Origin of the sequence: Flavobacterium zhairuonense, from assembly GCF_004352915.1 — a bacterium.
Taxonomy (GTDB): Bacteria; Bacteroidota; Bacteroidia; order Flavobacteriales; family Flavobacteriaceae; genus Flavobacterium; species Flavobacterium zhairuonense.
The window spans coordinates 64,474-89,587 of record NZ_SJSY01000062.1; the positions used below are offsets into that span (position 1 = coordinate 64,474).

Sequence of the window (25,114 nt, forward strand, 5' to 3'; positions counted from 1 at the left end):
TACTGTTCATCATGAAAAAAAACCCCACCTCAATTCTTGGATTTCTTTGTGTATTAGGCATTTTGGGCATAATTTATGCCACAATGATGCCACAATATATCTCTCGGGAAGAAGAAGCATTGGCAGAATTCTCGACGGAAAGAGCCTTGAATCAGGTAGAAATTATTGCGCAAAAACCGCATTATGTAGGGTCAACAAATCATGAACTTGTTGCTAATTATTTAATACTTGAACTCAACCGAATAGGATTAGAAACTTCAATCCAAGAAGGTTTTACACTTAACGATAGAGGGCTTTTAGTAAAATCGAAAAATATTCTGGCTCGCATAAAGGGTTCAAATAACTCAAAAGCACTTTTATTACTTTCACACTACGACAGTGCGCCACATTCTTTTTCAAAAGGAGCAAGTGATGATGCTTCTGGAGTTGCAACCATTCTAGAAGGCATTCGTGCTTTTTTATACGCAAAACAGCCACATAAAAACGACATTATAATCCTCTTTTCTGATGCCGAAGAATTAGGATTAAACGGCGCAGCGCTTTTTGTCAACAAACATCCATGGGCAAAAGATGTTGGTTTGGTGCTTAATTTTGAAGCTAGAGGTTCTTCAGGTCCAAGTTACATGCTGATGGAAACCAACCAAGGAAACAAAACTCTTGTGAAAGAATTTGCAAACGCAAAAGCTGCTTATCCAGTTTCAAACTCATTGATGTATAGCATTTACAAAATGCTTCCAAACGATACCGATTTAACTGTTTTTAGAGAGCAAGGAAAAATTCAAGGTTTCAACTTTGCTTTTATCGACGGACACTACAATTATCACACGCAGCAAGATGATGTACAACATTTAAACAAAACAACTCTTGCGCATCAAGGTTCCTATTTGATGCCTTTACTGAAATATTTCTCAAATGCTGACTTGAATGCAACAGATTCTACTGAAGATGATGTGTATTTCAATATTCCGTTTTCATTCATCAGTTATCCATTTTCTTGGGTAATGCCAATGACAATTATTGCTCTAGGATTATTGATTTTGTTCATTTTTATTGGAAAAGCCAAACATATAGTCAATTTCAGAGAAATTTTTAAAGGTTTTGTACCACTAATTGGTGCTATTTTGATTGCTGGCTTGGTAACTTTCTTGGGTTGGAAAATCGTTTTGGAAGTTTACCCTCAATATTCTGATTTATTAAACGGATTCACTTATAACGGACACGCTTATATTGGAGCATTTGTAACTTTAAGTATTGCGATTTGCTTTGCATTCTATCATCATTTTTCGGAGACCAAAGCAACAATGAATCATTTTGTTTCGGCTTTACTTCTTTGGATCATCATAAATGGATTTGTTGCCAATAGTTTAGTTGGAGCAGGTTTCTTGATTGTTCCAGTTTATTTCGGAATAATTTTATTCGGAATTTATGTTCTTACGGGACACAATAGTTTGGGTATTAATTTAGTTTTCTCAATTCCGGCCTTAGCTATCGTTGCTCCATTTATTGTAATGTTTCCTGTAGGTTTAGGGTTGAAAATTCTTTTTGGAAGTGCAATTCTTACTGTTCTCGTTTTCGGATTATTGCTTCCAATTTTTGGTGCATTTATCAAAAAAGGCGTTTGGACAATGTTATTCTTTGCCTTCTCAATTGGATTCTTTATTTATGCAGGATATCATTCTGGTTACGAACCTGGAAAAGCAAAATCAAACAGTTTGTTGTATGTTTATAATGCCAATACTAATTCTGCCGTTTGGACGACTTACGATGTAAATTTAGACGATTGGACCAAATCATATTTAGGCGAAAAAAATCAAAAAGCAGTTGGATTAAACAGTCTTCCGCTTGCCAGCAAGTACAATTCTGGTTTTACCTATAGCGCAATCGCGCCCGTTGTTGATCTTCAAAAACCAACAATCTCTTTCTTAAGAGATAGCGTTATTGGAAATAAAAGATATTTAAAAATCAGAATTACGCCTAACCGAAAAGTAAACCGTTACGACATTTTTGCTAATCCGAAAATGACATTCTACAACTTTAGGGCAAATGGTGTTGCAACATCGGGAGAAAAAACAAATCGTCTTGAGCGAGAAGGTTCAAAAATATTATGCTATTATGTAGTAGGCAACGAGCCACTTGAAATGGAATTTTACATCAATAAATCTTCAATTTTCGACATGGATTTAATTGAAAGCTCATTTGATTTAATGACAAATCCTTTATTGAAAGTAAAACCAAGAAGCGATTGGATGATGCCAACTCCTTTTGTATTGAATGACGCAGTTTTGGTTCAGCAAAAAATAAAAAGATACGTGGCGCCAGTTCCGCAAGTACCGGTTGCTCCTGTTACGGATAGTTTAACAGTAGCAAAAGACAGCATAAAACCTATTGTTCAACCACAATAACGCAATTAAAATGGCAACAAATATTTCTACAATCATTTTGAATGCCCCAGTCGAAAAAGTATGGAATGCCTTGACAAATCCAGAATTGGTCAAACAATGGCAATACGGAAGTGATTTAATCACAGACTGGAAAACTGGTAACGAAATCAGATTTAGAAATGAATGGGAAGGCCAAGTTTTTGAGCAATGGGGAACAGTTTTAGAAGTTGTTCTCAACCAGAAAATCAAATATTCTTTGTTTTTTCCTAGGCCAGCATTGGAAGACAAACCAGAGAATTATTTCATAATGAACTATGTTTTAACGGAAGAAAACCAGAAAACAAAACTCGAAATAATTCAAGAAGATAATCGCCCGGGAGCAATTCAAGAAGAACCACAAGGTGAAGAAAACCCAATTCTTCAAGGCCTGAAAGCTTTAATTGAGGCTTGAAAATAGGTACAAAGGCGCAAAGGTTCAGAGGCACAAAGGCACAAAGATTAAAAAAGCACTATGAAAATAGTGCTTTTATTTTTTAAATATGCTGAGAAACCTTTGCCCCTTTGTCTCTTTGCACCTTTGAACCTTTGTTTCAACATGCACATTCGATTTTCAAACCTTGTTTTTCACCTTTTGTGCCTTCGGTTGCATAGCCGTCGATTTTCCACCACTCTAGTCCACCAATTAGCTCTTTTACTTTAAACCCTAATTTTGTCATATTCAAAGCTCCTTTTGTAGAGGCATTACAACCAATTCCAGTGCAATACGTCACATACAAAACATCTTTGTCCAAATGTTGCGTAGTTTCTAAATTCATTTCGCGATGCGGAATATTAATTGCATTCGGAATATGTTCTTCATCGTAGCCAAAAGCTCTTCGGGCATCTATCACGATTATTTTTTCGCCATTATTTAAAGCTTCAAATAAATCGGATGGATCCATTTCAAATGCTAATTTGTTTTCATAATGTTTAATTTGTGCTTCCATAATATGTTGTTTTAAAGGTTTTGTTTTTCCAAAAGTATAGCAGTTTAAACTCTGATAAAAACGAAAAGAATTCATCAAGAGCATTACTTTTTTTCATACAAAAGCCAATCTAAAATTTTGTTACTTTGTAGAAATACGTTTCAAAATGGAAATACGCCACTTAAAATTGATAAAAGCAATTGTTGAAGAAGGAAGCATCACAAAAGCCATAGATAAACTTCATTTGACGCAATCGGCTTTAAGTCATCAGCTCAAAGAAGCCGAATATCAATTGGGCACAGCCATCTTTTTAAGAACTAATAAAAAACTGGTACTCACAAAAGCGGGAGAAAAAATCTATGAACTCGCAAATGAAATCCTGAATAAACTCTCTGAAACACAAACCCAAATCAAACAAATGGTTTTTGGCGAATCTGGTGAAATCCGAATCAGTACAGAATGTTTCTCGAGTTATCATTGGCTTCCATCGGTTTTAAAACAGTTTCATCTTTTGTATCCGAATGTTGAATTGAAAATTATAATCGAGGCAACTCATATCCCACTTCAAAAACTCTTGGATAATACGATCGACATTGCCATTGTTAGCGATACCATTAAAGATAATAATATCAAATATACCGAGCTTTTTCAGGATGAAGTTGTAATGGTGGTTTCCGAAAATCATCCTTGGAAGGATAAAAAATATGTCGTTGCCGAAGATTTTTTAAATGAACATCTGATTATACATTCACTTCCGATGGAAACGGTTACCATTCACCAATTTCTTTTGGCTCCAGCCAAAGTAAATCCGAAGAAAATAACGCCAATGCCATTGACCGAAGCTTCTTTAGAAATGGTAAAAGCCGACATGGGCGTTATGTCAATGGCAAAATGGGCGCTTCAGCCACATTTAAAATCAAGTCCGATCAAAGCAATTAAAGTCGGTAAAAATGGTTTGAAGCGAAAACATTTCATCGCCACTCGAGCTAATGAAAATTATCCGGATTATTTCCATCATTTTATCAACTTTCTGCAAACCGAAATTAATCTACAATGGAATATTCAATAAGAAATTGCGAAATCACAGATTTGCCTAAACTACTTATCTTAATCCAAAAACATGCAGCATTTGAAAAAGCCGAGTTTTCTCCGGAAGGAAAAGAAGAAGGTCTAAAAAACGCTTTATTTGGCCAAAATCCAAAACTATATTGTTTAGTTGTCGCTACAGAAGAAACCATTGTTGGTTATACCTCTTATACTTTTGATTTTTCGACTTGGAACGCGCAAAACTTTCTCTACATGGACTGTTTATTTTTAGAAGAAGAAGTACGAAGTTTTGGAATTGGTGAAATCTTAATCGAAAGATTAAAAGAAATCGGGAAACAAAACAATTGCGTCAACATTCAATGGCAAACTCCAGAATTTAATGAAAGAGCCATTAAATTTTATAACAGAATTGGCGCAAACGGAAAAGATAAAGTCCGATTTACGCTAACTTTGTAAAAATTAATCTCGCAAAGTCGCTAAGACGCAAAGTCTTTTTTATTTCACGCAGATTTTAAAAAGATTTAAGCTGATATGCACAGATAATTATTTCAAATAAGATCTGTAAAAATCTGCCACATCTGCATGAAACAAAACCTTTGAACCTCTGCCCCTTTGTTCCTTTGAACCTCAAATAAAAAAATGACAAAAATAAGCATCCTTGGTTGTGGCTGGCTCGGCTTTCCTTTGGCAAAAAAACTGATTGAAAAAGGAAATTCGATAAATGGCTCAACAACTTCAGAAAATAAACTCGCCATTTTAAAAGATTCAGGAATAAACCCGTTTTTAGTAACGCTTGAAAGCGAAAGCATATCTGAATCTATTAATGCTTTTTTATCCGAAAGTGAAATCTTAATTATAGATATTCCGCCGAAATTAAGAGCTGCCGATCCAAATTCTAAAAAGAAAGATTTTGTAGAAAAAATCAAAAATCTAATTCCGTTTATAGAGAAATCATCTATTACTAAAGTGCTTTTTGTAAGTTCAACTTCTGTTTACGGAGATGAAAATGATTTCATAAACGAAGAAACGGTTCCTAATCCTGAAACAGAAAGCGGCAAACAATTGCTTTTGACTGAGAATCTTCTTCAAAAAAACCAAAATTTCGAAACTACAATTCTACGTTTCGGAGGATTAATCGGTGAAGATCGTCATCCTGTGAAACATTTATCTGGAAAAGAAAACTTGGAAAATCCAGACGCTCCAATAAATTTAATTCACCTAAACGACTGCATCAGCATTATTGAAGAAATCATCAATCAGTCAAAATGGAATGAAGTTTTTAACGCCGTTGCGCCTTTTCATCCAACAAGAGAGGAATATTATACGCAAAAAGCGATTAAAATGAATTTGCCAGAACCGAAATTCAGTTCTGAAAAATCGAATATTAAAAAGATTATTTCGAGTGAAAAAATTGAGACTGTTTTAAAATATAAATTTGAACTTAGCAATTACTAAAGCGATCAATTTCAGTCTTAGGGAAGTCGAAGGCCAGATAAAATTATAAACAAGCCAATAAAACTTAAATTACTTACATAACTTATATGGTTTAAAAAAACTTTGCGAACTTTGCGTATACCTTCGCGCCTTTGCGGTAAAAAAACTTTACGGTAAAATCTATGGAAACAGTTTATATCAATTCGCCTTTAGGGATCACCAAAATTATTGGAGATGAAAACGGTATTGCTGTTATTTCTGTTTCTGATGTTGGAACAAATGAAGTCTCGGAAACTATACCAGAAGTTTTACAAGATGCGGTTTTGCAATTAAATGAATATTTTGAAGGCAAAAGAACCGATTTTGATCTCAAGTTAAATCCGCAAGGAACTGAATTTCAGCAAAAAGTCTGGAAAGCTTTACTAGAAATCCCATACGGAAAAACAGTAAGTTATATGGATCAGACCAAAAAACTGGGCGACATAAAAGCGATTCGAGCAGTAGCTTCAGCAAATGGCAAAAATCCGCTTTGGATTGTAGTTCCCTGCCACAGAGTCATTGGAACGAATGGATCTTTAACCGGCTACGCAGGCGGATTGTCGCGCAAAAAGTGGCTTTTGGAACATGAAAGTCCAATTAAACAACAAAGTTTGTTTTAGTTTGCCACGAATTCCACTAATTCCCACGAATATTCTTTATAACCTTTCGATTGATTAACTTTATAAAATATTAAGAAAATTCATTCAATTTTATATTTATGACAAATTAAAAAATCAAATTTGTGTACATTTATACCAAATAAAAAAAAATTAGTGCTATTCGTGCTATTCGTGCAATTCGTGGCTAAAAAAATATGATCGAAAAAGTAAACCTCAACAACATTTTATTTCTTGATATTGAAACTGTTCCTGAAGAAGAAAATTTCAATTCGCTTGACGCTGAAATGCAGACACTTTGGGATCTAAAAACGCAATATCAACGAAAAGACGATTTTACGCCCGAAGAATTTTACGATCGCGCCGGAATTTGGGCTGAATTCGGAAAAATCATCTGTATTTCGGTTGGCTTTTTTACAATCAAAGGAGATATTAGAAATTTTAGAGTGACTTCTTTTTTTGGTGAAGAAAAGAAAATCTTAAAAGACTTTTCGAACCTGATCAATAATCATTTCAATCAACCACAACATTTGTTTTGCGGACACAATTCAAAAGAATTTGATATTCCGTTTATTGCTCGAAGAATGATCATCAATCAAATGCCAATTCCAGACAAATTGAATTTATTTGGTAAAAAACCTTGGGAAATTCCGCATTTAGATACTTTGGAATTATGGAAATTTGGTGATTACAAACATTTTACTTCGCTAAAATTATTGACCAAAATTCTTGGAGTTCCTTCTCCAAAAGGCGATATCGACGGAAGTCAGGTTGCTCATGTTTATTATGTCGAAAAAGACATTGACCGAATTATTACGTATTGTGAAAAAGATACGATTGCAGTGGCCCAGATTTTTCTTCGTTTACGTAGAGAAGATTTATTGATTGATGAAGAAATTATTCATGTATAATTTTTTAGTTGCTAAGCTACTAAGGCTCTAAGGTGCTAAGTTTTTTGCTAAAATGTTTAAATGGACTTCAATAACTTAAATGGTTTAAAAAATGACTCACGAGGAAATTTCTCATCATCGTTTGATTGCTCAAAAGCTTTATAAAACAAGTCCCTGTTCTCCGCAAGAAATTGTGAAGCATTTTGGCGCAATGCAGGCACAAGATTATGCAATGGCAAAATGGGCAATTGGTTCTCGTTGTGATGCAACCGAAAAAGAGATTGAAGAAGCTATAAATTCGGGCCAAATTATCCGAACCCATATTCTGCGTCCAACTTGGCATTTTGTTTCGGCTGAAGATATTTACTGGATGTTGGAACTTTCTGCGCCACAGGTGAAACGTTTTACAGCTTCTGCAGCCAAAAAATTTGATTATGATGACAAAAAGCTAAATCAGGCAAATGCCGCAATTGAAAAACTTTTATCTGGAAATAATCATTTAACGCGTGACGAAATCATGCAGGAGCTTAATATCAAAAAAACTTCAAGTGCTGATTTTTTAAGCGCAGCCATCATGATGAACGCCGAATTGGATGGTTTGGTTTGTAATGGAAAAATGAAAGGCAAACAAATTACTTATGCTTTGCTTGAAGAAAGAGTTCCGAGGCCAAAAAATGAGCTAACAAAAGAAGAAGCTTTAGCAAAACTTGCGCAACGCTATTTTGAAAGTCATGGTCCGGCAACAGTGCTTGATTTTTCGTGGTGGTCTGGTTTTGCACCTACAATTTGCCAAAAAGCAATTAACGCAATTGAGTTGCAATTAAACTGTATCACTATTGATAATCAGCAATTTTGGTTTAAAAAAGATTCTTCAAAAGAGAATGAATTTCGCGAAAGCGTACATTTTCTTCCCGCTTTTGATGAGATTTTAATTTCGTATAAAACACGTGAAGTTTCTTTCAACACCGAACATCAATCGAAAGTTTTTACCAATAATGGCATTTTTAAACCCATAATTTTAGAGAATGGAAAAGTGATTGGAATCTGGAAAAGAACGATCAAAAAAGATCACGCTAAAATTGAAACGGAGTTTTTTAAGGATTTTGAAACAGACAAAAAACAGATTTTATTTGAAGGCATTAAGTCTTTTGAAACGTATTTGGGAACCAAAATTGTTATTGAATAAACTGAATTTTAATTGAAAAATTAACGTTCATAACCATAACTTCCCGTTTCGTTACTTAAATCTTTATGCTTATTATTGCTAAATAATTACATTTACAAAAAATTACAATTATGGTATTGAGCAGATTTTGGTTAACGATTTTTATTTCTTCGATTGTTTTTATTGTATTCAGTTTATTCACTGCCAATACTTATACGATTGATTCTGTTTTGAATGGAAAAAAAGACGACCCAATTTTGATTTCTGAAAAATACGTTGAAGAACTTCCAGCATTCATCAAAGACAGCATTTCAAAAGCCAAAGATCAAACCATGATTATCAATCGTGACACGCTAAATGCAGACACGACTTACGTTTTCAAAAATAAAACCGTAAAAATTTACAGCGGTCTTCAAAAATCTGATGGTTTGTTGCCAACTTGTAAAACTACTTTGGTTGATTTGATTTTGCCACTTATTGCTTATTTAGCTTTTTTCTGCGGATTAATGGAACTTTTAATCATTTCTGGAGCTTCAGGAAAATTAGCCAAAACTTTAAGTCCGGTTTTTGTAAAAGTATTTCCAAGTATTCCTAAAAACCATCCTTCGATTTCATATATGACCTTAAACTTTGCCGCCAATTTCCTAGGATTAGATTCTGCTGCAACGCCATTTGGATTAAAAGCAATGGAAAGTTTACAGGAAATAAATCCCGAAAAAGATAAAGCTAGTGATGCACAAATTATGTTTATGTGTCTTCACGCGTCAGGCTTAACTTTGATTGCAACTTCAATTATTGGATACCGTGCTGCTGCAAATGCTACAAATCCAGCCGATGTAATACTTCCATGTGTTATTACTTCGTTTATTGGTACAATTGCCGCTTTCCTGATTGTTGGAATAAAACAAAAAATCAACTTTAAAAGTGCTTCACTTCTAATTGGCTTAATTACTATGATTGCTGCCATTGTAGGTTTATTATTGTATGTGAATCATTTGGACTTGATTGGAAAAAACTATTTTACTTCTAATCTTTCAGGTCTAATCTTGCTTACCATTGTTCTTTTTACTTTGATTTTTTCTTTCATGCACGAGAAAAAATTCAAAGAAGCGGACACTACCGTTTTCGACACTTTTGTTGTTGGAGCAAATAACGGAGTCAAAACAGGAGTAACGATTTTTCCTTATGTTTTAGGGATGCTGGTTGCAATTTCATTATTCAGAAACAGTGGCTTGTTTGAAATTATCAGCGACGGAATCGGATTTATATTCTCAAATTTAGGAGTAAGCAAAGAAATCACGAATGCCTTGCCAGTTGCAATGTTGCGTCCGTTTAGTTCTGCAGGATCAAGAGGTTTCTTAATTGATTCAATGAATACTTTTGGCGCCGATTCTTTAACAGCGAGATTAAGCAGTATTTTCCAATGCAGTGCCGAGAGTACTTTTTATGTAATTGCGGTTTATTTTGGCTCGGTTAACATCAAAAATACGCGTTATGCTTTAGGAACCATGCTTTTGGTTGATTTGATTTGTGTGATTACGGCGATTTTTGTGGCGACTTGGTTTTTTTAGAATAAAAATCTGATTATATATACTACATCTAAACTGGACTGAAGTCCAGTTTATTTTATATTATATGATTTTTTTGTAAGAAAATTTATATATTTATAGAGTTTTAATCTTTAAAAATGTATAAATGTCAAACACCTTTCATCAGGTTTATATCCAAGCCGTTTTTGCCGTCAAATACCGAAAAGCATTAATTACTCCTGAATGCAAATTTAAAATCTTAAGTACAATTGGAAATTTGATTAATGAAACTGGCTGTAAAACAATTATAGTAAATGGAACCGAAGATCATGTTCACTGTCTTTTAGCACTTAAACCAACTATTTCTATTTCCGATTTGATGAAAATTATAAAAGGTAAATCATCAAAATTTATCAATGATCATCAATTAACAAAAAGCAAATTTGAATGGCAAGAAGGTTATGGTGTTTTTTCATATAGCAAATCTCATATTGATGCTGTTTATAAATACATTGCCAATCAAGAAGAACATCACAAAAAACAAAATTTCAAAGATGAATACTCCACTTTCTTAAATAAATCTAATGTCAAATATGATGAAAGATGCGTTTTTGAAAATTTAATATAAATATACCATATCTAAACTGGACTGAAGTCCAGCTCTACAATATGATTCGAACCTTCGGTTCTTTCTAAAGTTCCGCAGGAACGATTTATTTTGTAGAGCTGGACTTCAGTCCAGTTTAGATATATGTGATTTTCCGCAATAAATTAATACACACAAACCTTTCTAATTCAAATTCTTTCTTAGGTAAATAATTTCTAACTTTGTAAAAAAACAAAACAATGATTGATTTTATATACCAAGATCCTTATCCAATTTTGAAGGATGAGACACAATACCGCAAAATCACTTCTGATTTTGTAAAAGTTGAAAAATTTGGAGAACGCGAAATTTTGACTGTTGATCCCAAAGGTTTAGAATTATTGGCTGAAGAAGCTCTTACTGATGTTTCGTTTATGTTGAGAACGACACATTTACAAAAACTAAGAAACATTCTTGATGATCCAGAAGCAACAGACAACGATCGTTTTGTAGCTTATAATTTATTGCAAAATGCTTCAGTAGCTGCCGAAGGTCAGTTGCCAAGTTGCCAGGATACCGGAACAGCAATTGTAATGGCGAAAAAAGGCGAAAGTATTTTCACGGGTGTTGATGATGCAGAATGGTTGAGCAAAGGAATCTTTAATACTTACCAAAAACGCAACTTACGTTATTCACAAATCGTTCCGATTTCAATGTTTGAAGAGAAGAATTCAGGTTCAAATCTTCCGGCACAAATCGATATTTATGCTAAAAAAGGAGCTTCTTACGAGTTCTTGTTTATGGCAAAAGGCGGAGGATCTGCGAATAAAACTTATTTATATCAGCAAACAAAATCATTATTGAATGATAAATCTTTGGATGCATTTATTCGTGCAAAAATTAAAGACTTAGGAACTTCTGCTTGTCCTCCATACCATTTAGCTTTGGTAATTGGCGGAACTTCTGCGGAAGCGAACTTAAGTGCTGTCAAAAAAGCATCTGCAGGATATTATGATCACTTGCCAACTTCAGGAAACATGGCTGGTCAGGCATTTCGTGATTTAGAATGGGAAGAACGTGTTCAGAAAATCTGTCAAGAAAGTGAAATTGGAGCTCAATTTGGAGGAAAATATTTCACGCACGATGTTCGCGTAATCCGTTTGCCTCGTCACGCGGCTTCTTGCCCGGTTGGACTAGGTGTTTCTTGTTCGGCAGATAGAAACATTAAAGGGAAAATCACGAAAGACGGAATCTTCGTTGAGCAATTGGAAGTAAATCCGAAACAATTTTTACCAGAAACTGCTCCGCATTTAGAAGCACCAGTTGAAGTTGATTTAGATCAGCCAATGGCAGATATTTTGGCTAAATTGTCACAATATCCAATCAAAACACGTTTGAAATTAAACGGAACTGTTATTGTTGCCCGCGATATTGCGCATGCAAAAATCAAAGAATTACTAGATGCCGGAAAACCAATGCCGGAATATTTCAAAAATCACCCGGTTTATTATGCTGGTCCAGCAAAAACTCCAGAAGGAATGGCTTCAGGAAGTTTTGGTCCAACAACTGCCGGGCGTATGGACGTTTATGTTGATGAATTCCAAAAAAATGGCGGAAGTATGGTAATGTTGGCAAAAGGAAACCGTACAAAACAAGTTACAGATGCCTGTAACAAATATGGCGGATTCTATTTAGGTTCTATCGGAGGTCCTGCTGCGATTTTGGCACAAGACAATATCTTGAAAGTTGAAGTAGTTGATTTTGAAGAATTAGGAATGGAAGCTGTTCGTAAAATTACAGTAAAAGATTTCCCTGCATTTATTATTACCGATGATAAAGGAAATGATTTCTTTGAAAATTTATAATCTTAGATTCTAAGGTTCTAAGTTGCTAAGACACTAAGTTTTATATACATAAAAAAAAAACCGCCCAAAAGGCGGTTTTTTCTTTTATGTTATTTATCAATTCATTTTTAACATTAAGCGCTTAACGCATTTTTCTCGAAAGCGATAAAATGCGACACTTCGCCTTTAAAGTTATAAACGGGAAATCCATTAATATGGCAACTGTACACCTTTCCGTTTTTTTTATAGTTTTCTATAGTCTTTTCAAAAGATGTTTTTAATTGAATTGCTTCTCTTATTTCTTTCAATGCTGTCGGACAAGTTTCTGGTCCTTGAAACATTTTTGGCGTGTTTCCTAAAACTTCAGCTTCGGTATAACCTGTCATTCTCTTGATTTTACTTGAGGCAAAAACGATTTTCAAATTTAAATCAGTAACTACAATTACTTCATTTTTAATGCGTTCTTCTATTTTAAGTCCTTTTTCATTCCAGGAATATTGGGCAGAAATTTGATGTACTTTTTTCAAATCGGCGGCAAGAGCTTTCAGTTCATTTACATATTCATAGTGAAAATCCCATGACAAAATTGGAACTGAATATCGATAAGAAGGATCTTCAAGGTCAGCGTTTTTCATTTGAAGCAATTTAAATGAGACATCTTTTCTCTCAAAGATAAAACGAAAACTCTAGTTTTTTTTACGGAAAACCGTATTTTTAAATATTATAACAAATCAAAACGAAAATTTTAACTGGACAACTACCGACTTCTTTTCCTCTGTGTTTAAATTACTTAACGAAATTCCAAGCAATCTCACAGAATCTTTCATCCGTTCCTGATAAAGCAACTCTTCGACAACTTCTAAAATCAAACTTTTATCAGAAATAAAATATGGAAGCGTTTTGCTCCGAGTCTGTTGTGTAAAATCACTGTATTTAATTTTTAGCGTAACAGTTTTACCCGAAATTTTATGCTTTTTCAAACGCTTTTCAAGTGATCCTGCAATTTTTTCAAGCTGCTCGAGCATGAATATTTCGGAAGATAAATTGATATCAAAAGTATGTTCTGCTGCGACCGATTTTGTTATTCGATGCGGTTTTACTTCACTGTTGTGAATACCTCGAACCACCTTATAATAAAAAGCACCCGATTTTCCGAAATGTTTTTCCAAGAATTCTTCTGTTTTGCTTTTTAAATCGGCTCCCGTAAAAATTCCGAGTTGATACATTTTTTCGGTAGTCACTTTTCCAACTCCGTAAAACTTCCGGATTGGCAATTCTTCTAAAAAAGCTAAAATCTCATCTGGATTTACCGTTTTTTGGCCGTTTGGCTTATTTACGTCGCTAGCAATTTTAGCCACAAATTTATTGACCGAAATTCCCGCAGATGCAGTAAGTCCAACTTCATTCAAAATTCGGAGACGGATTTCTTGTGCCAATAAACTCGCGCTCGGATTTCCCTTTTTATTTTGAGTTACATCCAAATAGGCTTCGTCTAGCGAAAGCGGTTCGACCAAATCAGTATATTCATGAAAAATTTTATGAATTTTGGAAGAGATTTCCCTGTAGCGGTCAAATCTCGGACGTACGAAAATAATTTCTGGACAATATTTTTTGGCCAAAACACCACTTATGGCGCTTCGCACACCAAATTTTCTGGCTTCATAACTTGCCGCCGAAACTACTCCTCTATTTTCTGAACCGCCAACTGCAACAGGTTTTCCACGCAAAGCCGGATTATCCATCTGCTCTACAGAAGCATAAAAAGCATCCATGTCAATATGGATAATTTTTCGATATATAGGCGTTTCAGACATGCTACAAATTTAAATAGGAAAACAATAAAAAAACGTTGGCAATAGTTATAAATAATATCAATTTTTAAAGATTAACAACTAAATGATTCCAAACAAATCATTTTCTTTATTTTTGTAATCCTTACCCGAAAATTTAAAAAATGCGAACATTTGTTATAGGCGACATACACGGAGGATTACGCGCACTTGAGCAAGTGTTGAATAAAGCGAAAGTTACTACCGAAGATACTCTAATTTTTCTTGGCGATTATGTGGATGGCTGGAGCCAATCTGCCGAAGTAATCGATTTTTTAATAGACCTTAAAAGCAAACAAAAATGCATCTGCATCAGAGGAAATCATGATCAGCTGGCACTCGACTGGCTTGAAAACAGGCATGAAGATTTTGATGAAGAAATGTGGTACAAACATGGCGGAAAAGCAACTGTTGAAGGATACTCCAAACTTTCAGAAGAAAAAAAGAAAACACACATCGCTTTTCTTGAATCTTTGAAAGATTATTACCTTGACGATGAAAATCGTCTTTTTGTACATGCTGGTTTTACCAATTTAAATGGTGTAGTCTGGGAATATTTTCCGAAATTATTTTACTGGGATAGAACACTTTGGGAATCTGCGCTTGCTTTAGACCCAAATTTGAAACCAGATGATTTATATTATCCAAAACGATTTACGGTTTATAAAGAAATTTATATCGGACATACACCTGTAACAAGAATTGGGCAAACCGTTCCAATAAACAAAGCTTGTGTTTGGAATGTTGATACCGGCGCCGCCTTCAAAGGCCCTCTGACCATCCTGAACGTAGATACAAAAGAATTCTGGCAAAGTGAACCATTAAACGAATTATATCCTGACGAAAAAGGTAGGAATTAAAATATTAAATATACATTTGCACCGCAAAATAATTAATATTTAATTTTATGAAAAAAGTTATTACACTCTTGTTTTTAGTATCATTTGGATTTGTTAATGCTCAGAAAGCCTTTACAGGCAAGGGAGATATCAGAGTAAATGTTGGTGCTAATCTACAAGATGGTGGTTCTGGAATTCAAGGTTCTGTTGATTTTGGTTTAGGAGAAAATTTCTCTTTTGGTTTTGTTTCAAATTATTTGCTTGGTGTAAACAATTTTAACGGAATTTATGGTGATCACCCAACTCCATACAATGATTACAAACCAGAATTCAAAGATCGTTTCGATGCAAAAGCAAGAATTAATGCTAACTTAAGCAGTGTTATTGGAGTTGAACAACTTGACGTTTATCCTGGTTTAAGTTTAGGTTTGAAAAATTTTGGAGGTCATATTGGAGGTCGTTATTTCTTTACTGACGGATTTGGTGTTTTCACAGAAATTGGTTTTCCAATTGCAAAATACAGCAGTGATAATGATGTATTTGATCACTTAAATAATCAAGCTACTTTCAGTTTAGGAGCTTCATTTAATTTAAATTAAATCTTAGAGACTAAGTTACTAAGATGCTAAGACGCTAAGATTCTAAGATTCTAAGTTGAAAAATAATAAAACCGCCATTAGGCGGTTTTTCTTTTATATATAAATCACTTAGCAACTTAGCGCCTTAGCATCTTAGTATCTTTAAGATTAAAAACTCATTTCAGGAATTTCTCCTTCAATAATCAATTCGGCTTCGGTTGAAGCGATGATGTGTTCGACTGACACGCCTGGCGCACGTTCTAAGAGCTTAAAACCTTTTTCTGTCACTTCGAGTACTGCAAGCTCGGTTACAATCTTTTTAACACATCCTACGCCCGTTAATGGCAAAGTGCATTTTTTTAAGATTTTTGATTCGCCAGCTTTGTTCACGTGCATCATGGCAACGATGATATTTTCGGCAGAAGCTACCAAATCCATTGCGCCTCCCATTCCTTTTACCATTTTTTCCGGAATTTTCCAGTTGGCAATATCTCCGTTTTCAGAAACTTCCATTGCTCCAAGAATAGTCAAATCCACTTTTTGGCTTCGAATCATCCCGAAACTGAAAGCCGAATCAAAAAAACTCGCTCCTGGCAAAGTTGTAATGGTTTGTTTTCCGGCGTTGATAATATCAGCATCTTCTTCACCTTCAAAAGGAAAAGGTCCCATTCCAAGAACACCATTTTCACTTTGAAATTCCACCGCAATATCTTCTCTAACATAATTCGCAACCAATGTCGGAATCCCGATTCCGAGGTTTACAAAGTATCTGTCTTTTACTTCTTTAGCAATTCGTTTTGCTATATCTTCTTTACTAAGTGCCATAATAATTTGTCAATTTTTTTAATGTGCCAATTAGTCAATTTGATAATTCGAAAATAATTATCTAATTGTCGCATTATCTCAATTATCTAATTCTCTTTTGATAAAATAATTCCAAGTAGCTTTTGTTATATCTGCAATTATTTTTTCAGTGTTTTCTTTGGTTTCAGTAATCTCTTTTAAATAAACCGAAAGAATAAAATGTTTTCCGTTTGGAAGCTTTACAATTCCAACATCGTTCATTGCTACTCTCAGATTATTGTCATTCGTTCCTGAAATACCGGTTCTGTGTGCCAGTTCAGTTCCTTCGGGAAGTCCGGCTTTCATCCATGTAAGTCCTCTTGAAGTTTCGACCATTATTTGATATAAATATTTTGTAGTCGTTTCTTTTAGAATTTCTCCTTTATAGAATTTCTCTAGTAATTGTGTTGTTGCCAGTGGTGTTGTTGTATTTACATAAAGGTTTTTCCAAGTTTCCATTTGCTTTTCATTGACCTTAATAACGAAATCCTTAATTCCTAGTTTGTTTATAAATTTCTGAATCTCTTTAGTTCCTCCAACTAAACCAATCAATAAATCACATCCGTTATTGTCGCTATGTGAAACTGTATATCGCAATAATTTATCCAATGTTAAATACATATTCCCTTCAGGATAATCATCCCTTATCGGGCTCCAAGTATTTTCATGCAAATCCTTCTTCTTAATAAAGACTTTTTGATCTAAAGAAAGTTTCCCTTCATCAACTTTATTTAAAACAGTTAAAGCAATATGGAACTTAAAAACACTCATTAATGGAGCATTCAAATTTCCATTAATACTTAGAGTATCTTTATCTTCAATACTTTTAACAGAAATTCCAACTGTTGCATTCTTACTGGCAATAATCTGATTTAACTCTTTTCGAAGATCAGACGTTGTTTGAGAAAAAGCTTGAAAAGTCAAAAATGAAATCAGAAATATAGAAAGTTTCGTCATGTTTTTAATGTGTTCTTTTTTTAATGTGCCAATTAGTCAATTTGATAATTAGATGATTTTAAGAACAATTATCTAATTGACAAATTATCTCATTATCTAATTAAGCTCTCTGTCTTACGGTACGTTGTTCAATTCTCTTTTCAAACTTTTCTCCCTGAAAAATACGTTGTACCATAATTCCCGGAATATGAATTTGATTTGGATCTAAAGTCCCAACTGGAACCAATTCTTCAACTTCAGCAATTGTTATTTTTCCGGCGCCGGCCATGCACGCATTAAAATTTCTGGCAGTCCCTTTAAAAATCAGATTTCCAGCTTCATCACCTTTCCATGCTTTTACAATGGCAAAATCGGCTTTGAATGCTTGTTCCATAATATGCATTTTTCCGTTGAATTCTCGAACTTCTTTTCCTTCTGCAACCTCAGTTCCATAACCAGCTGGTGTAAAGAATGCAGGAATTCCGACTTGAGCCGCACGGCAACGTTCTGCCAAACTTCCTTGAGGCGTAAGTTCAACTTCTAATTCTCCTGAGAGCATTTGACGTTCAAATTCAGCATTTTCGCCAACATAAGATGAAATCATTTTCTTGATTTGTTTTTTCTGCAAAAGCAAACCTAATCCAAAATCATCTACACCTGCATTATTCGAAATGCAAGTCAAATCTGAAATTGAAGTATTTACCAATGCTGCAATAGTATTTTCAGGAATTCCACATAAACCAAAACCGCCAAACATGATTGTCATGCCGCTTTCGATTCCTTGAATTGCATCCTGAACATTATTTACTTTTTTTGTTATCATAACAAAGTGTCTTTATTACTATATATTTTTGATAAAAATAAGATTTTTAGATTTAATTATAACGATTTCGTAATGGTTTTGAGAAATTTAATTTTAGCCACATAAAAATATATCTCGGAGAGATTAAATATTGGTAGAAAAATTTATTTTCAGCGTCATTTTGTCCCGTAGGGACTATACGTGAAATTCAGTAAGAATCTTAAAAGATGTAGTCCCTACGGGACATCTTTGAAATCTTATCATTCATTGTTTTCTACCAATATTTAACTCCTAACGGAGTATCTAGAAATACTAGTAATTAAAAAAATCCTTTCGTATTCTTCTAAAGTTAGAAGATCACAAAAGGATTTATTATTTAAAAACGAAACGAAACTATAGCTCGAATTCGTCTGTATTTTGATCTGTTTCGGTTGTATCTTTTACAACAGCAGGTCTTTGATAGCAATCTACTTTAATAGAAAGATTAGCCGGGCGTTCAAATTCCGATTTTGAAACCTGAAGCGATTCATCTCCATAACATTTCTTCATAAAATAAGCCCAAACTGGTAACGCCGCTGTAGCACCCTGTCCGTAAGTCAAGCTTTTGAAACGTGCTGAACGGTCTTCGCAACCAACCCAAACTCCAGTTACTAAATTTGGAACCATTCCCATAAACCAACCATCAGATTGATTTTGCGTTGTTCCTGTTTTACCAGCAATTGGATTTTTGAACATGTATGGATATCCAGTCCAACGGTTGTCTCCGCTTCCACCGCCTTGCGTACGCAAACGCGCACCAGAACCAGTTTCAGTAACTCCTTCAAGCAATTTGATAACTGCGAAGGCAATATCTTTATTTAAAACGTCATGAGATTCCGGAATTGGCTCATAAATAACCTCTCCACTTTTATTCTCAATTCTACTTAAAAATTGTGGTTTTACATAAACTCCTTGATTTGCGAATGTACTGTAAGCCGCAACCATATCTTCAACGGTAATATCAACCGCTCCAAGTGCAATTGAAGGCTGAATCGGAATTTCAGTTTTTACTCCCAATTTTTTTGTCAATTCAACAACCGCTTCTGGTCCAGTTCTATCAATTAATTTAGCTGAAACTGTATTGATGGAATTCGCCAAACCTTGTTTTAAGGTTACCATTCCACGGTATCTGTTATCAGAGTTTCTTGGCTCCCAATCTTCGGTTACATGATGACGTCCTTTATGAATCATAAAAGGTCCATCTAAAATTGAATCACAAGGAGACATATTCAACTGCTCAATTGCAGTAGCATAAACGAATGGTTTGAAAGTAGAACCAACTTGTCTTGCTCCCTGTCCTACGTGATCGTATTGGAAATATTTATAATTGATTCCTCCAACCCAAGCTTTAATGTTACCTGTTTGCGGTTCCATTGCCATTAAACCTGATTGCAAAAAGTGTTTGTAATAACGAATAGAATCTAGCGGTGTCATTACTGTATCGCGTTCTCCTTTCCAAGTAAATACGCGCATTTTTGTTTTTACTTTGAATGAAGCAATGATATCATCCTCACTTTTTTCCATATCTTTCATAATTGCCCAACGATCAGAATTTTTCATCGCTTGCATCATGATACGATCTGTTTCTTGTTGTGTGATATTTACGAAAGGCGCATTTTTATTGGTTTTCATTTCAATAAAAAACTGCTGTTGCAAGTTTTTCATGTGTTCCGAAACTGCCTCTTCAGCATACATTTGCATTCTTGAATCGATAGTCGTATAAATTTTCAAACCATCTTTGTAGATATCATAATCTGAACCGTCTGGCTTTTTATTCTCAGTTACCCATTTTTTCATGTAGTCACGAAGGTATTCTCTGAAATAAGTTGCCATTCCTTCACGGTGACTCTCCAATTTGAATTTTAATGTAATTGGCAAAGCTTGTAATCTTAATTTTTCGGCAGTAGAAATCATCTTTGCTTTTTCCATCTGCGAAAGCACTACATTACGACGATTTTTTACACCTTGCGGATTACGAACTGGATTGTATAATCCTGAGTTTTTGAACATTCCGACTAAAATAGCCGATTCGTCCATTGTCAAATCTTTTGGGTCTTTAGAGAAATAAGTCTGCGCTGCAGAACTTACTCCAACTGAATAGTTCCCGAAATCATAAACATTACAATACATTGCTATGATTTCATTTTTAGTATATTGTCTTTCGAGACGAATGGCAATAATCCACTCTTTTATTTTCTGAACAATTCTGAAAGGAAGAAATTTTGATCCTTCGCCATGAAACAACTGTTTTGCAAGCTGTTGTGTCAATGTACTCGCTCCACCATTTGTTCCCAAAGTAAAAATTGCTCTTAAAGTTCCGCGTCCGTCAATTCCTGAATGTTCGTAAAAACGGGCATCTTCAGTAGCAACTAGAGCTTCAACTAAACTTTTTGGCAAGTCTGAATATTTTAACTGTGATCTATTGGTTTTAAAGTATTTACCAATCACTACTCCATCAGAAGAAATAATTTCAGTAGCTAAATTTGAATCGGGATTTTCAAGATCTTCAAAAGAAGGCATTGAACCGAATAATCCCCAAGAGGCAAATAAAAAGAAAGCCAAAATACCCAGCAAAGTATAGGCAAAAATTCGCCAGAATTTCTTTTTATAGTAATTAATATCTTTAACGCTATTTGATTGGTTGTTTTTCTTGGCTGCCATAACTATTTCTAATCTTTTTGTTCTATTCTAAAACCTACGTCTGTAATACCTTCTAAAGCTTCAACACCAGGAATTTTACCTGATTCTCTAACCGCTTGTTTGATATGAACTTTGTATTTTCCTCTAAACTTTACATCCTCTTTGTAATACAGCTTGCTTTCTTTTATGTCAGTAAAGCCATTTCCTAATAAAGTTCCATCTGGATTTGCCATTTGATATTCTAAAGTATCAACTTTCGTAAACCCACTTGGTGTTTCAAGAGCCACAATCAAGAACAAATTATTAAAAGGGTAATTGTTGTTGTCTCTCAAATTTACAAATAAATTGTATTTTTTGGTAGAATCTAAAACCGGCAGATCAAAAGTAACAACACTGTCTTTGTGCCAAGCACTTCCGACCGATTTGTACTCGTCGAACACTCTTTTTTTATCACATGAAAAAAGAAGTATTGCAGCCAACAGAAGAATTCCGCTATTTTTTATTCTCATTTTTAGTAATAATTATAGGTTTTCTAGGCTCCGTAGATTTATTTTCATTTGAATTTTGCGGATTCGGATTGTTTGATTTATTCGAATTCTTGTTCTTATTCTTATGATTTTGTTTGTTTGGATTATTAGGTTTGCCCTGCTGATTTGGATTTCCATTCGGATTATTATTTCCTGCAGGTTTTGTATTATTGTTTTTCTCCTGTTGCGGTTTTGCCTGAGTTGCAACACCAGAAGCCTCAGCATTTTGCTTGCGTTTGCGATTTGGTTTTTTCTTTCTTTTTGGCTGATCAAAACGAGTCAAACTCTCTTGACCCATTGCGTTATTGAAGTCTTTTTCAGGTTCTGAAGTTACTTCTATAGCAAAATCTTCTAATGAAGAAACTTTGTTTTTTTGCTTATTCTCTGCAATAATTTCTTTTACCTGATCAATTTTCAAAACATGCCAGTTTGCGAAATTGTTTGTATAAGCAAACCACATTAATCCTTTGAAAATATCTTGTTTCTGGCAAACGGCGTCACCTTTTTCAGTGATTAATTTAGTGTCATAATCAGGAAATTCTTTTAGAGCATCCATGTAAGTATCTAACTCATAGTTTAGACAACATTTCAATTTCCCACATTGTCCCGCTAATTTCTGTGGATTCAATGATAATTGCTGATAACGCGCCGCCGAAGTATTTACACTTCTAAAATCAGTCAACCAAGTTGAACAGCAAAGCTCGCGTCCGCAAGAACCAACTCCTCCTAAACGCGCCGCTTCCTGACGGAAACCAACTTGTTTCATTTCAACTCTCGTACTGAATTCTTTAGCAAAATCTTTAATCAACATTCTAAAATCGACACGATCATTTGCCGTGTAGTAAAATGTAGCTTTTGATCCATCGCCTTGAAATTCGATATCCGAAATTTTCATTTCTAATTTATGCTGAATTGCCAATTCACGCGCACGAACCTTCATTGGCTCCTCGCGATCACGTGCTACAGACCAAATATCGATATCTTTTTGAGATGCTTTTCTGTAAATTTTTGGAACATCATTACTTTCATGATTTACTCCTTTTTTCTTCATTTGAATTTTTACCAATTCACCTGTAAGAGTCACAATTCCAATATCATGTCCTGGCGAAGCAACAGTTGCTACAATATCGCCAATACTTAAAGTTAGTTTTTCTGAATTTCTAAAAAATTCCTTACGTCCGTTTTTAAAACGTACCTCAACACAATCAAAAATCGCCTCTCCATTAGACGGGCTCATGTTTGAAAGCCAGTCAAAAACCGTCAATTTATTGCAGCTATCGGTGCCGCAAGTCCCATTATTTTTACAACCCTTTGGTGCGCCACCATCTGAGGTTGAACAACTTGTACATGCCATAATTATATATGTAGTGTTGCGTAAAAGCAACTTAAGTTCATAAACGTTTGATCGGTAAAGATAGTATTTTTTTTATTTTCTACTTTATGGATTATTATGTTAAGACTACTACACAATATATCTTCAACAATAAGCCTTTTCATTATTCCATAAACTTGTCTTATTCTAACATTCTTATAGCTTTTCTTGTAAGTAAATAGTTTCAAAAAAATGCAAACTTTGTGACTTTATGTTTTTTTTAACAAAAAACAATTACCACTCCACAAACAAATTTTTTCGATTACCCTTTTCCGAATTATTCGAAATAAATCTTTGATTTTCAATTTAGAGATTGATTTTTTAATAATTCATTACACTTATAATTCTATAATAATTATTCATTATGAACAAAATTACTTTAAGAAAGCTAATTAACTTTTTAATGTTATTTTTATTGGCCTTTCAAGCTAGAGCCCAATTTCCTTTCTTTGAAAGTTTTAAAAACAGTACCGCTCCCGGAACACAATTCGGAGGATCCCCAATCGCTTTTCTAACCGCAGGGGCAGGTTTAAAAGACAATTTTGATGATCTTGAAGGTGAAGGATATTTAAGATTAACAAACAATAAACAAAATCAAAAAGGTTTTGTTTGGTGGGATCAGTTTGTTTTTCCTTCAAGTAATGGGATGACTATTTCCTTTGAATATTATAGTTATGGTGGAAATAACCATAGCGCACTGCCTTCTGATGGAATTGCTTTTGTTTTATTTGATGCTACGGCAAATCCAGTAACAATAGGCGCCTATGGGTCTGCATTAGGTTATGCACAAAGTACTACTCAAAAAGGATTTTCAAAAGGTTATCTTGGTATTGGCTTAGATGAAACCGGTACATTTTCTAATAATAGTGACGGAAAAAGTGGTGGTTTCCCTGCAGCATCATCAGAACCATATAAAGTTACATTAAGGGGTCAATATACTGGAACCGGAAGTACTGGCTATCCTTATTTAACCTCTGTTCAGACTCCAAATATTGGTTTTGTCCTTAATGGGAATATAAGAACTGCTACAGATAGCAGCAAAGCTGGATTTAGAAAGGCAGAAATAGTTTTAACACCACGTCCAGCAGGAGGTTTTTTTATTAATGTTAGTATAACTACTGATAATGAAAAGCATTTAGTAATTAGCAACTACACTTACACAACCCCTCCACCTCCTTTATTAAAAATGGCGCTAACTTCTTCAACAGGAATAAACACCAGTTTTCATGAAATTCGCAATTTACAAATCACAACAGATTTAACTACACTTCTTACTCCTATCGCAAATCCAGATACATTTTCAGGATCAGTTGGTCAAATAGCGGTTTCTGGTGACATTACAACAAATGATAATGGAGCGGTAAATAAATATGGCACAATAAATAAACAGAGTATAGATTTAGACCTTTTTACTCCAGGAATTCAAAACACTGTGACTATTGCAGGAAAAGGAACGTTTACATATGACTCTGCTTCGGGGAAAGTTACATTTACTCCAATTGACAACTCTGTAATTACTCCCGTTGTCATCAATTACACCTTTAACGATTCGTATGGAAAAACATCTAATGCCTCAACAATAACCTATACTCCTACTTGTACTACAATTGTAGACAATAATATTTCCTTATTGTCAGCACCTTATTTCTGTAATAACGATTCCGGAAATGGTGTAATGGTGATAGGTACAAACCTAGATGCATCATCTGTAAGCTATTTGTGGGAAAGTAGTACAGACAATATAACGTTTAAACCAACAGATGGAATTGCTAAAAATTATGCACCAAATCCTTTCACAGTCACAACTTATTTTAGAAGAAAGGTTATTTCTGGAACATGCACCAGCATTAGTAATGTTGTAGCAGTAATTTCAAAAAAAATTATTGAACAACCCGTATTAGGCAATAGAATTCAACCAACCTGTACTAATGACAAAGGATCTTTCACCATTGTTAATTACGATCCATTATTAACATATGAAATACAACCAAACACAGGAGTAACACAAAATGCAGAAACAATAAATGCTCCAGCAGGAAATTATACTGTAACTGCTAAAATGGAAGCTTGTGCCTCTAATGCTTCATTACCAATTCAAATAAATAATCAACCTGCTAAACCCGCAGACATTGTTACTACAGAATCAATCTGTTCTGGAAATACTTACACTTGGCCGGCAAACGGAATTACCTACTCTACATCACAAAATGCA

General features: G+C 34.4%; 22 protein-coding genes and 1 pseudogene. 14 read left to right on the top strand and 9 right to left on the bottom strand.

The genetic code is table 11. The features are described 5' to 3' along the window. The first annotated feature begins 11 nt into the window (after positions 1-11). Both EYY60_RS02545 and EYY60_RS02550 read left to right on the top strand, forming a co-directional pair. Entirely contained in the window at positions 12-2,402 is a 2,391-nt protein-coding gene (locus EYY60_RS02545) for a M28 family peptidase (protein WP_132987835.1), read from the top strand. A 10-nt stretch (positions 2,403-2,412) separates the two neighbouring features. Further along, the gene (locus EYY60_RS02550) at positions 2,413-2,832 is read left to right on the top strand and encodes an SRPBCC family protein (RefSeq protein ID WP_132987836.1); all 420 of its coding nucleotides are present in this window, start codon (positions 2,413-2,415) and stop codon (positions 2,830-2,832) included. A 139-nt stretch (positions 2,833-2,971) separates the two neighbouring features. Here EYY60_RS02550 and EYY60_RS02555 read toward each other — a convergent pair whose 3' ends face one another. Next, entirely contained in the window at positions 2,972-3,367 is a 396-nt protein-coding gene (locus tag EYY60_RS02555; RefSeq protein ID WP_026727436.1) for a rhodanese-like domain-containing protein, read from the bottom strand. Between the two features lie 145 nt (positions 3,368-3,512). Between EYY60_RS02555 and EYY60_RS02560 the strand changes: the two genes are divergently transcribed. From EYY60_RS02560 to EYY60_RS02600, 9 genes are all read left to right on the top strand, one after another. Beyond that, on the top strand, positions 3,513-4,415 hold the full coding sequence (locus EYY60_RS02560) for a LysR family transcriptional regulator (protein ID WP_132987837.1): 903 nt from the start codon (positions 3,513-3,515) through the stop codon (positions 4,413-4,415). Further along, positions 4,400-4,849 (top strand): GNAT family N-acetyltransferase, encoded by a 450-nt coding sequence (locus EYY60_RS02565; protein WP_132987838.1) that lies wholly within the window; start codon positions 4,400-4,402, stop codon positions 4,847-4,849. Before EYY60_RS02560 ends, EYY60_RS02565 begins: the two co-directional genes overlap by 16 nt. A gap of 183 nt (positions 4,850-5,032) precedes the next feature. Next, complete coding sequence (locus EYY60_RS02570; protein WP_132987839.1) at positions 5,033-5,848, top strand: Rossmann-fold NAD(P)-binding domain-containing protein; 816 nt, start codon at positions 5,033-5,035, stop codon at positions 5,846-5,848. A 161-nt stretch (positions 5,849-6,009) separates the two neighbouring features. Then, positions 6,010-6,486: a methylated-DNA--[protein]-cysteine S-methyltransferase gene (locus tag EYY60_RS02575; protein ID WP_132987840.1), complete on the top strand. Its 477-nt coding sequence runs from the start codon at positions 6,010-6,012 to the stop codon at positions 6,484-6,486. Between the two features lie 194 nt (positions 6,487-6,680). Next, positions 6,681-7,394, top strand: coding sequence for a 3'-5' exonuclease (locus tag EYY60_RS02580; RefSeq protein ID WP_132987841.1), 714 nt, complete (start codon positions 6,681-6,683; stop codon positions 7,392-7,394). Between the two features lie 91 nt (positions 7,395-7,485). After that, positions 7,486-8,559, top strand: a complete 1,074-nt coding sequence (locus EYY60_RS02585) for a winged helix DNA-binding domain-containing protein (protein WP_132987842.1) — start codon at positions 7,486-7,488, stop codon at positions 8,557-8,559. Between the two features lie 110 nt (positions 8,560-8,669). Then, positions 8,670-10,109, top strand: coding sequence for a nucleoside recognition domain-containing protein (locus EYY60_RS02590; protein WP_132987843.1), 1,440 nt, complete (start codon positions 8,670-8,672; stop codon positions 10,107-10,109). A 124-nt stretch (positions 10,110-10,233) separates the two neighbouring features. Beyond that, a complete protein-coding gene (gene tnpA, locus EYY60_RS02595; protein WP_132987844.1) occupies positions 10,234-10,695 on the top strand; it encodes an IS200/IS605 family transposase in 462 nt (153 codons plus the stop codon). A 218-nt stretch (positions 10,696-10,913) separates the two neighbouring features. Further along, complete coding sequence (locus EYY60_RS02600; protein ID WP_132987845.1) at positions 10,914-12,518, top strand: fumarate hydratase; 1,605 nt, start codon at positions 10,914-10,916, stop codon at positions 12,516-12,518. A 113-nt stretch (positions 12,519-12,631) separates the two neighbouring features. Here EYY60_RS02600 and EYY60_RS02605 read toward each other — a convergent pair whose 3' ends face one another. Both EYY60_RS02605 and dinB read right to left on the bottom strand, forming a co-directional pair. Further along, a complete protein-coding gene (locus EYY60_RS02605) occupies positions 12,632-13,132 on the bottom strand; it encodes a PAS domain-containing protein (protein ID WP_132987846.1) in 501 nt (166 codons plus the stop codon). A gap of 96 nt (positions 13,133-13,228) precedes the next feature. Then, positions 13,229-14,311 carry a DNA polymerase IV gene (dinB, locus tag EYY60_RS02610; RefSeq protein ID WP_132987847.1) on the bottom strand — a complete coding sequence of 361 codons (1,083 nt, stop codon included), beginning with the start codon at positions 14,309-14,311 and terminating at the stop codon, positions 13,229-13,231. 140 nt (positions 14,312-14,451) lie between these two features. Between dinB and EYY60_RS02615 the strand changes: the two genes are divergently transcribed. Both EYY60_RS02615 and EYY60_RS02620 read left to right on the top strand, forming a co-directional pair. Beyond that, positions 14,452-15,186: a metallophosphoesterase family protein gene (locus tag EYY60_RS02615; protein ID WP_132987848.1), complete on the top strand. Its 735-nt coding sequence runs from the start codon at positions 14,452-14,454 to the stop codon at positions 15,184-15,186. A 47-nt stretch (positions 15,187-15,233) separates the two neighbouring features. Beyond that, entirely contained in the window at positions 15,234-15,764 is a 531-nt protein-coding gene (locus tag EYY60_RS02620) for a DUF6646 family protein (RefSeq protein ID WP_035652704.1), read from the top strand. 147 nt (positions 15,765-15,911) lie between these two features. On the opposite strand, the gene EYY60_RS02625 is transcribed toward EYY60_RS02620, so the two are convergent. The 6 genes from EYY60_RS02625 to EYY60_RS02650 form a co-directional block, all read right to left on the bottom strand. Next, on the bottom strand, positions 15,912-16,568 hold the full coding sequence (locus EYY60_RS02625; protein ID WP_132987849.1) for a CoA transferase subunit B: 657 nt from the start codon (positions 16,566-16,568) through the stop codon (positions 15,912-15,914). Between the two features lie 78 nt (positions 16,569-16,646). Further along, positions 16,647-17,543, bottom strand: a complete 897-nt coding sequence (bla, locus tag EYY60_RS02630) for a class A beta-lactamase, subclass A2 (RefSeq protein WP_132987850.1) — start codon at positions 17,541-17,543, stop codon at positions 16,647-16,649. A gap of 100 nt (positions 17,544-17,643) precedes the next feature. Then, complete coding sequence (locus tag EYY60_RS02635) at positions 17,644-18,345, bottom strand: CoA transferase subunit A (RefSeq protein ID WP_132987851.1); 702 nt, start codon at positions 18,343-18,345, stop codon at positions 17,644-17,646. 372 nt (positions 18,346-18,717) lie between these two features. Then, positions 18,718-21,024, bottom strand: a complete 2,307-nt coding sequence (locus EYY60_RS02640; protein WP_132987852.1) for a penicillin-binding protein 1A — start codon at positions 21,022-21,024, stop codon at positions 18,718-18,720. Positions 21,025-21,032: 8 nt separating this feature from the next. After that, entirely contained in the window at positions 21,033-21,512 is a 480-nt protein-coding gene (locus tag EYY60_RS02645; RefSeq protein ID WP_132987853.1) for a gliding motility lipoprotein GldH, read from the bottom strand. Beyond that, positions 21,496-22,884 carry a PSP1 domain-containing protein gene (locus EYY60_RS02650; protein ID WP_132987854.1) on the bottom strand — a complete coding sequence of 463 codons (1,389 nt, stop codon included), beginning with the start codon at positions 22,882-22,884 and terminating at the stop codon, positions 21,496-21,498. Before EYY60_RS02650 ends, EYY60_RS02645 begins: the two co-directional genes overlap by 17 nt. Positions 22,885-23,266: 382 nt before the next feature. On the opposite strand from EYY60_RS02650, the pseudogene EYY60_RS02655 reads away from it, so the two are divergent. After that, positions 23,267-25,114, top strand: a pseudogene (locus EYY60_RS02655) (hypothetical protein); the annotation flags it as partial.

Coding starts and splice junctions, on each gene's coding strand:
- EYY60_RS02545 (WP_132987835.1), top strand. CDS start 12: ATGAAAAAAAACCCCACCTCAATTCTTGGATTTCTTTGTGTATTAGGC.
- EYY60_RS02550 (WP_132987836.1), top strand. CDS start 2,413: ATGGCAACAAATATTTCTACAATCATTTTGAATGCCCCAGTCGAAAAA.
- EYY60_RS02555 (WP_026727436.1), bottom strand. CDS start 3,367: ATGGAAGCACAAATTAAACATTATGAAAACAAATTAGCATTTGAAATG.
- EYY60_RS02560 (WP_132987837.1), top strand. CDS start 3,513: ATGGAAATACGCCACTTAAAATTGATAAAAGCAATTGTTGAAGAAGGA.
- EYY60_RS02565 (WP_132987838.1), top strand. CDS start 4,400: ATGGAATATTCAATAAGAAATTGCGAAATCACAGATTTGCCTAAACTA.
- EYY60_RS02570 (WP_132987839.1), top strand. CDS start 5,033: ATGACAAAAATAAGCATCCTTGGTTGTGGCTGGCTCGGCTTTCCTTTG.
- EYY60_RS02575 (WP_132987840.1), top strand. CDS start 6,010: ATGGAAACAGTTTATATCAATTCGCCTTTAGGGATCACCAAAATTATT.
- EYY60_RS02580 (WP_132987841.1), top strand. CDS start 6,681: ATGATCGAAAAAGTAAACCTCAACAACATTTTATTTCTTGATATTGAA.
- EYY60_RS02585 (WP_132987842.1), top strand. CDS start 7,486: ATGACTCACGAGGAAATTTCTCATCATCGTTTGATTGCTCAAAAGCTT.
- EYY60_RS02590 (WP_132987843.1), top strand. CDS start 8,670: ATGGTATTGAGCAGATTTTGGTTAACGATTTTTATTTCTTCGATTGTT.
- tnpA (WP_132987844.1), top strand. CDS start 10,234: ATGTCAAACACCTTTCATCAGGTTTATATCCAAGCCGTTTTTGCCGTC.
- EYY60_RS02600 (WP_132987845.1), top strand. CDS start 10,914: ATGATTGATTTTATATACCAAGATCCTTATCCAATTTTGAAGGATGAG.
- EYY60_RS02605 (WP_132987846.1), bottom strand. CDS start 13,132: ATGAAAAACGCTGACCTTGAAGATCCTTCTTATCGATATTCAGTTCCA.
- dinB (WP_132987847.1), bottom strand. CDS start 14,311: ATGTCTGAAACGCCTATATATCGAAAAATTATCCATATTGACATGGAT.
- EYY60_RS02615 (WP_132987848.1), top strand. CDS start 14,452: ATGCGAACATTTGTTATAGGCGACATACACGGAGGATTACGCGCACTT.
- EYY60_RS02620 (WP_035652704.1), top strand. CDS start 15,234: ATGAAAAAAGTTATTACACTCTTGTTTTTAGTATCATTTGGATTTGTT.
- EYY60_RS02625 (WP_132987849.1), bottom strand. CDS start 16,568: ATGGCACTTAGTAAAGAAGATATAGCAAAACGAATTGCTAAAGAAGTA.
- bla (WP_132987850.1), bottom strand. CDS start 17,543: ATGACGAAACTTTCTATATTTCTGATTTCATTTTTGACTTTTCAAGCT.
- EYY60_RS02635 (WP_132987851.1), bottom strand. CDS start 18,345: ATGATAACAAAAAAAGTAAATAATGTTCAGGATGCAATTCAAGGAATC.
- EYY60_RS02640 (WP_132987852.1), bottom strand. CDS start 21,024: ATGGCAGCCAAGAAAAACAACCAATCAAATAGCGTTAAAGATATTAAT.
- EYY60_RS02645 (WP_132987853.1), bottom strand. CDS start 21,512: ATGAGAATAAAAAATAGCGGAATTCTTCTGTTGGCTGCAATACTTCTT.
- EYY60_RS02650 (WP_132987854.1), bottom strand. CDS start 22,884: ATGGCATGTACAAGTTGTTCAACCTCAGATGGTGGCGCACCAAAGGGT.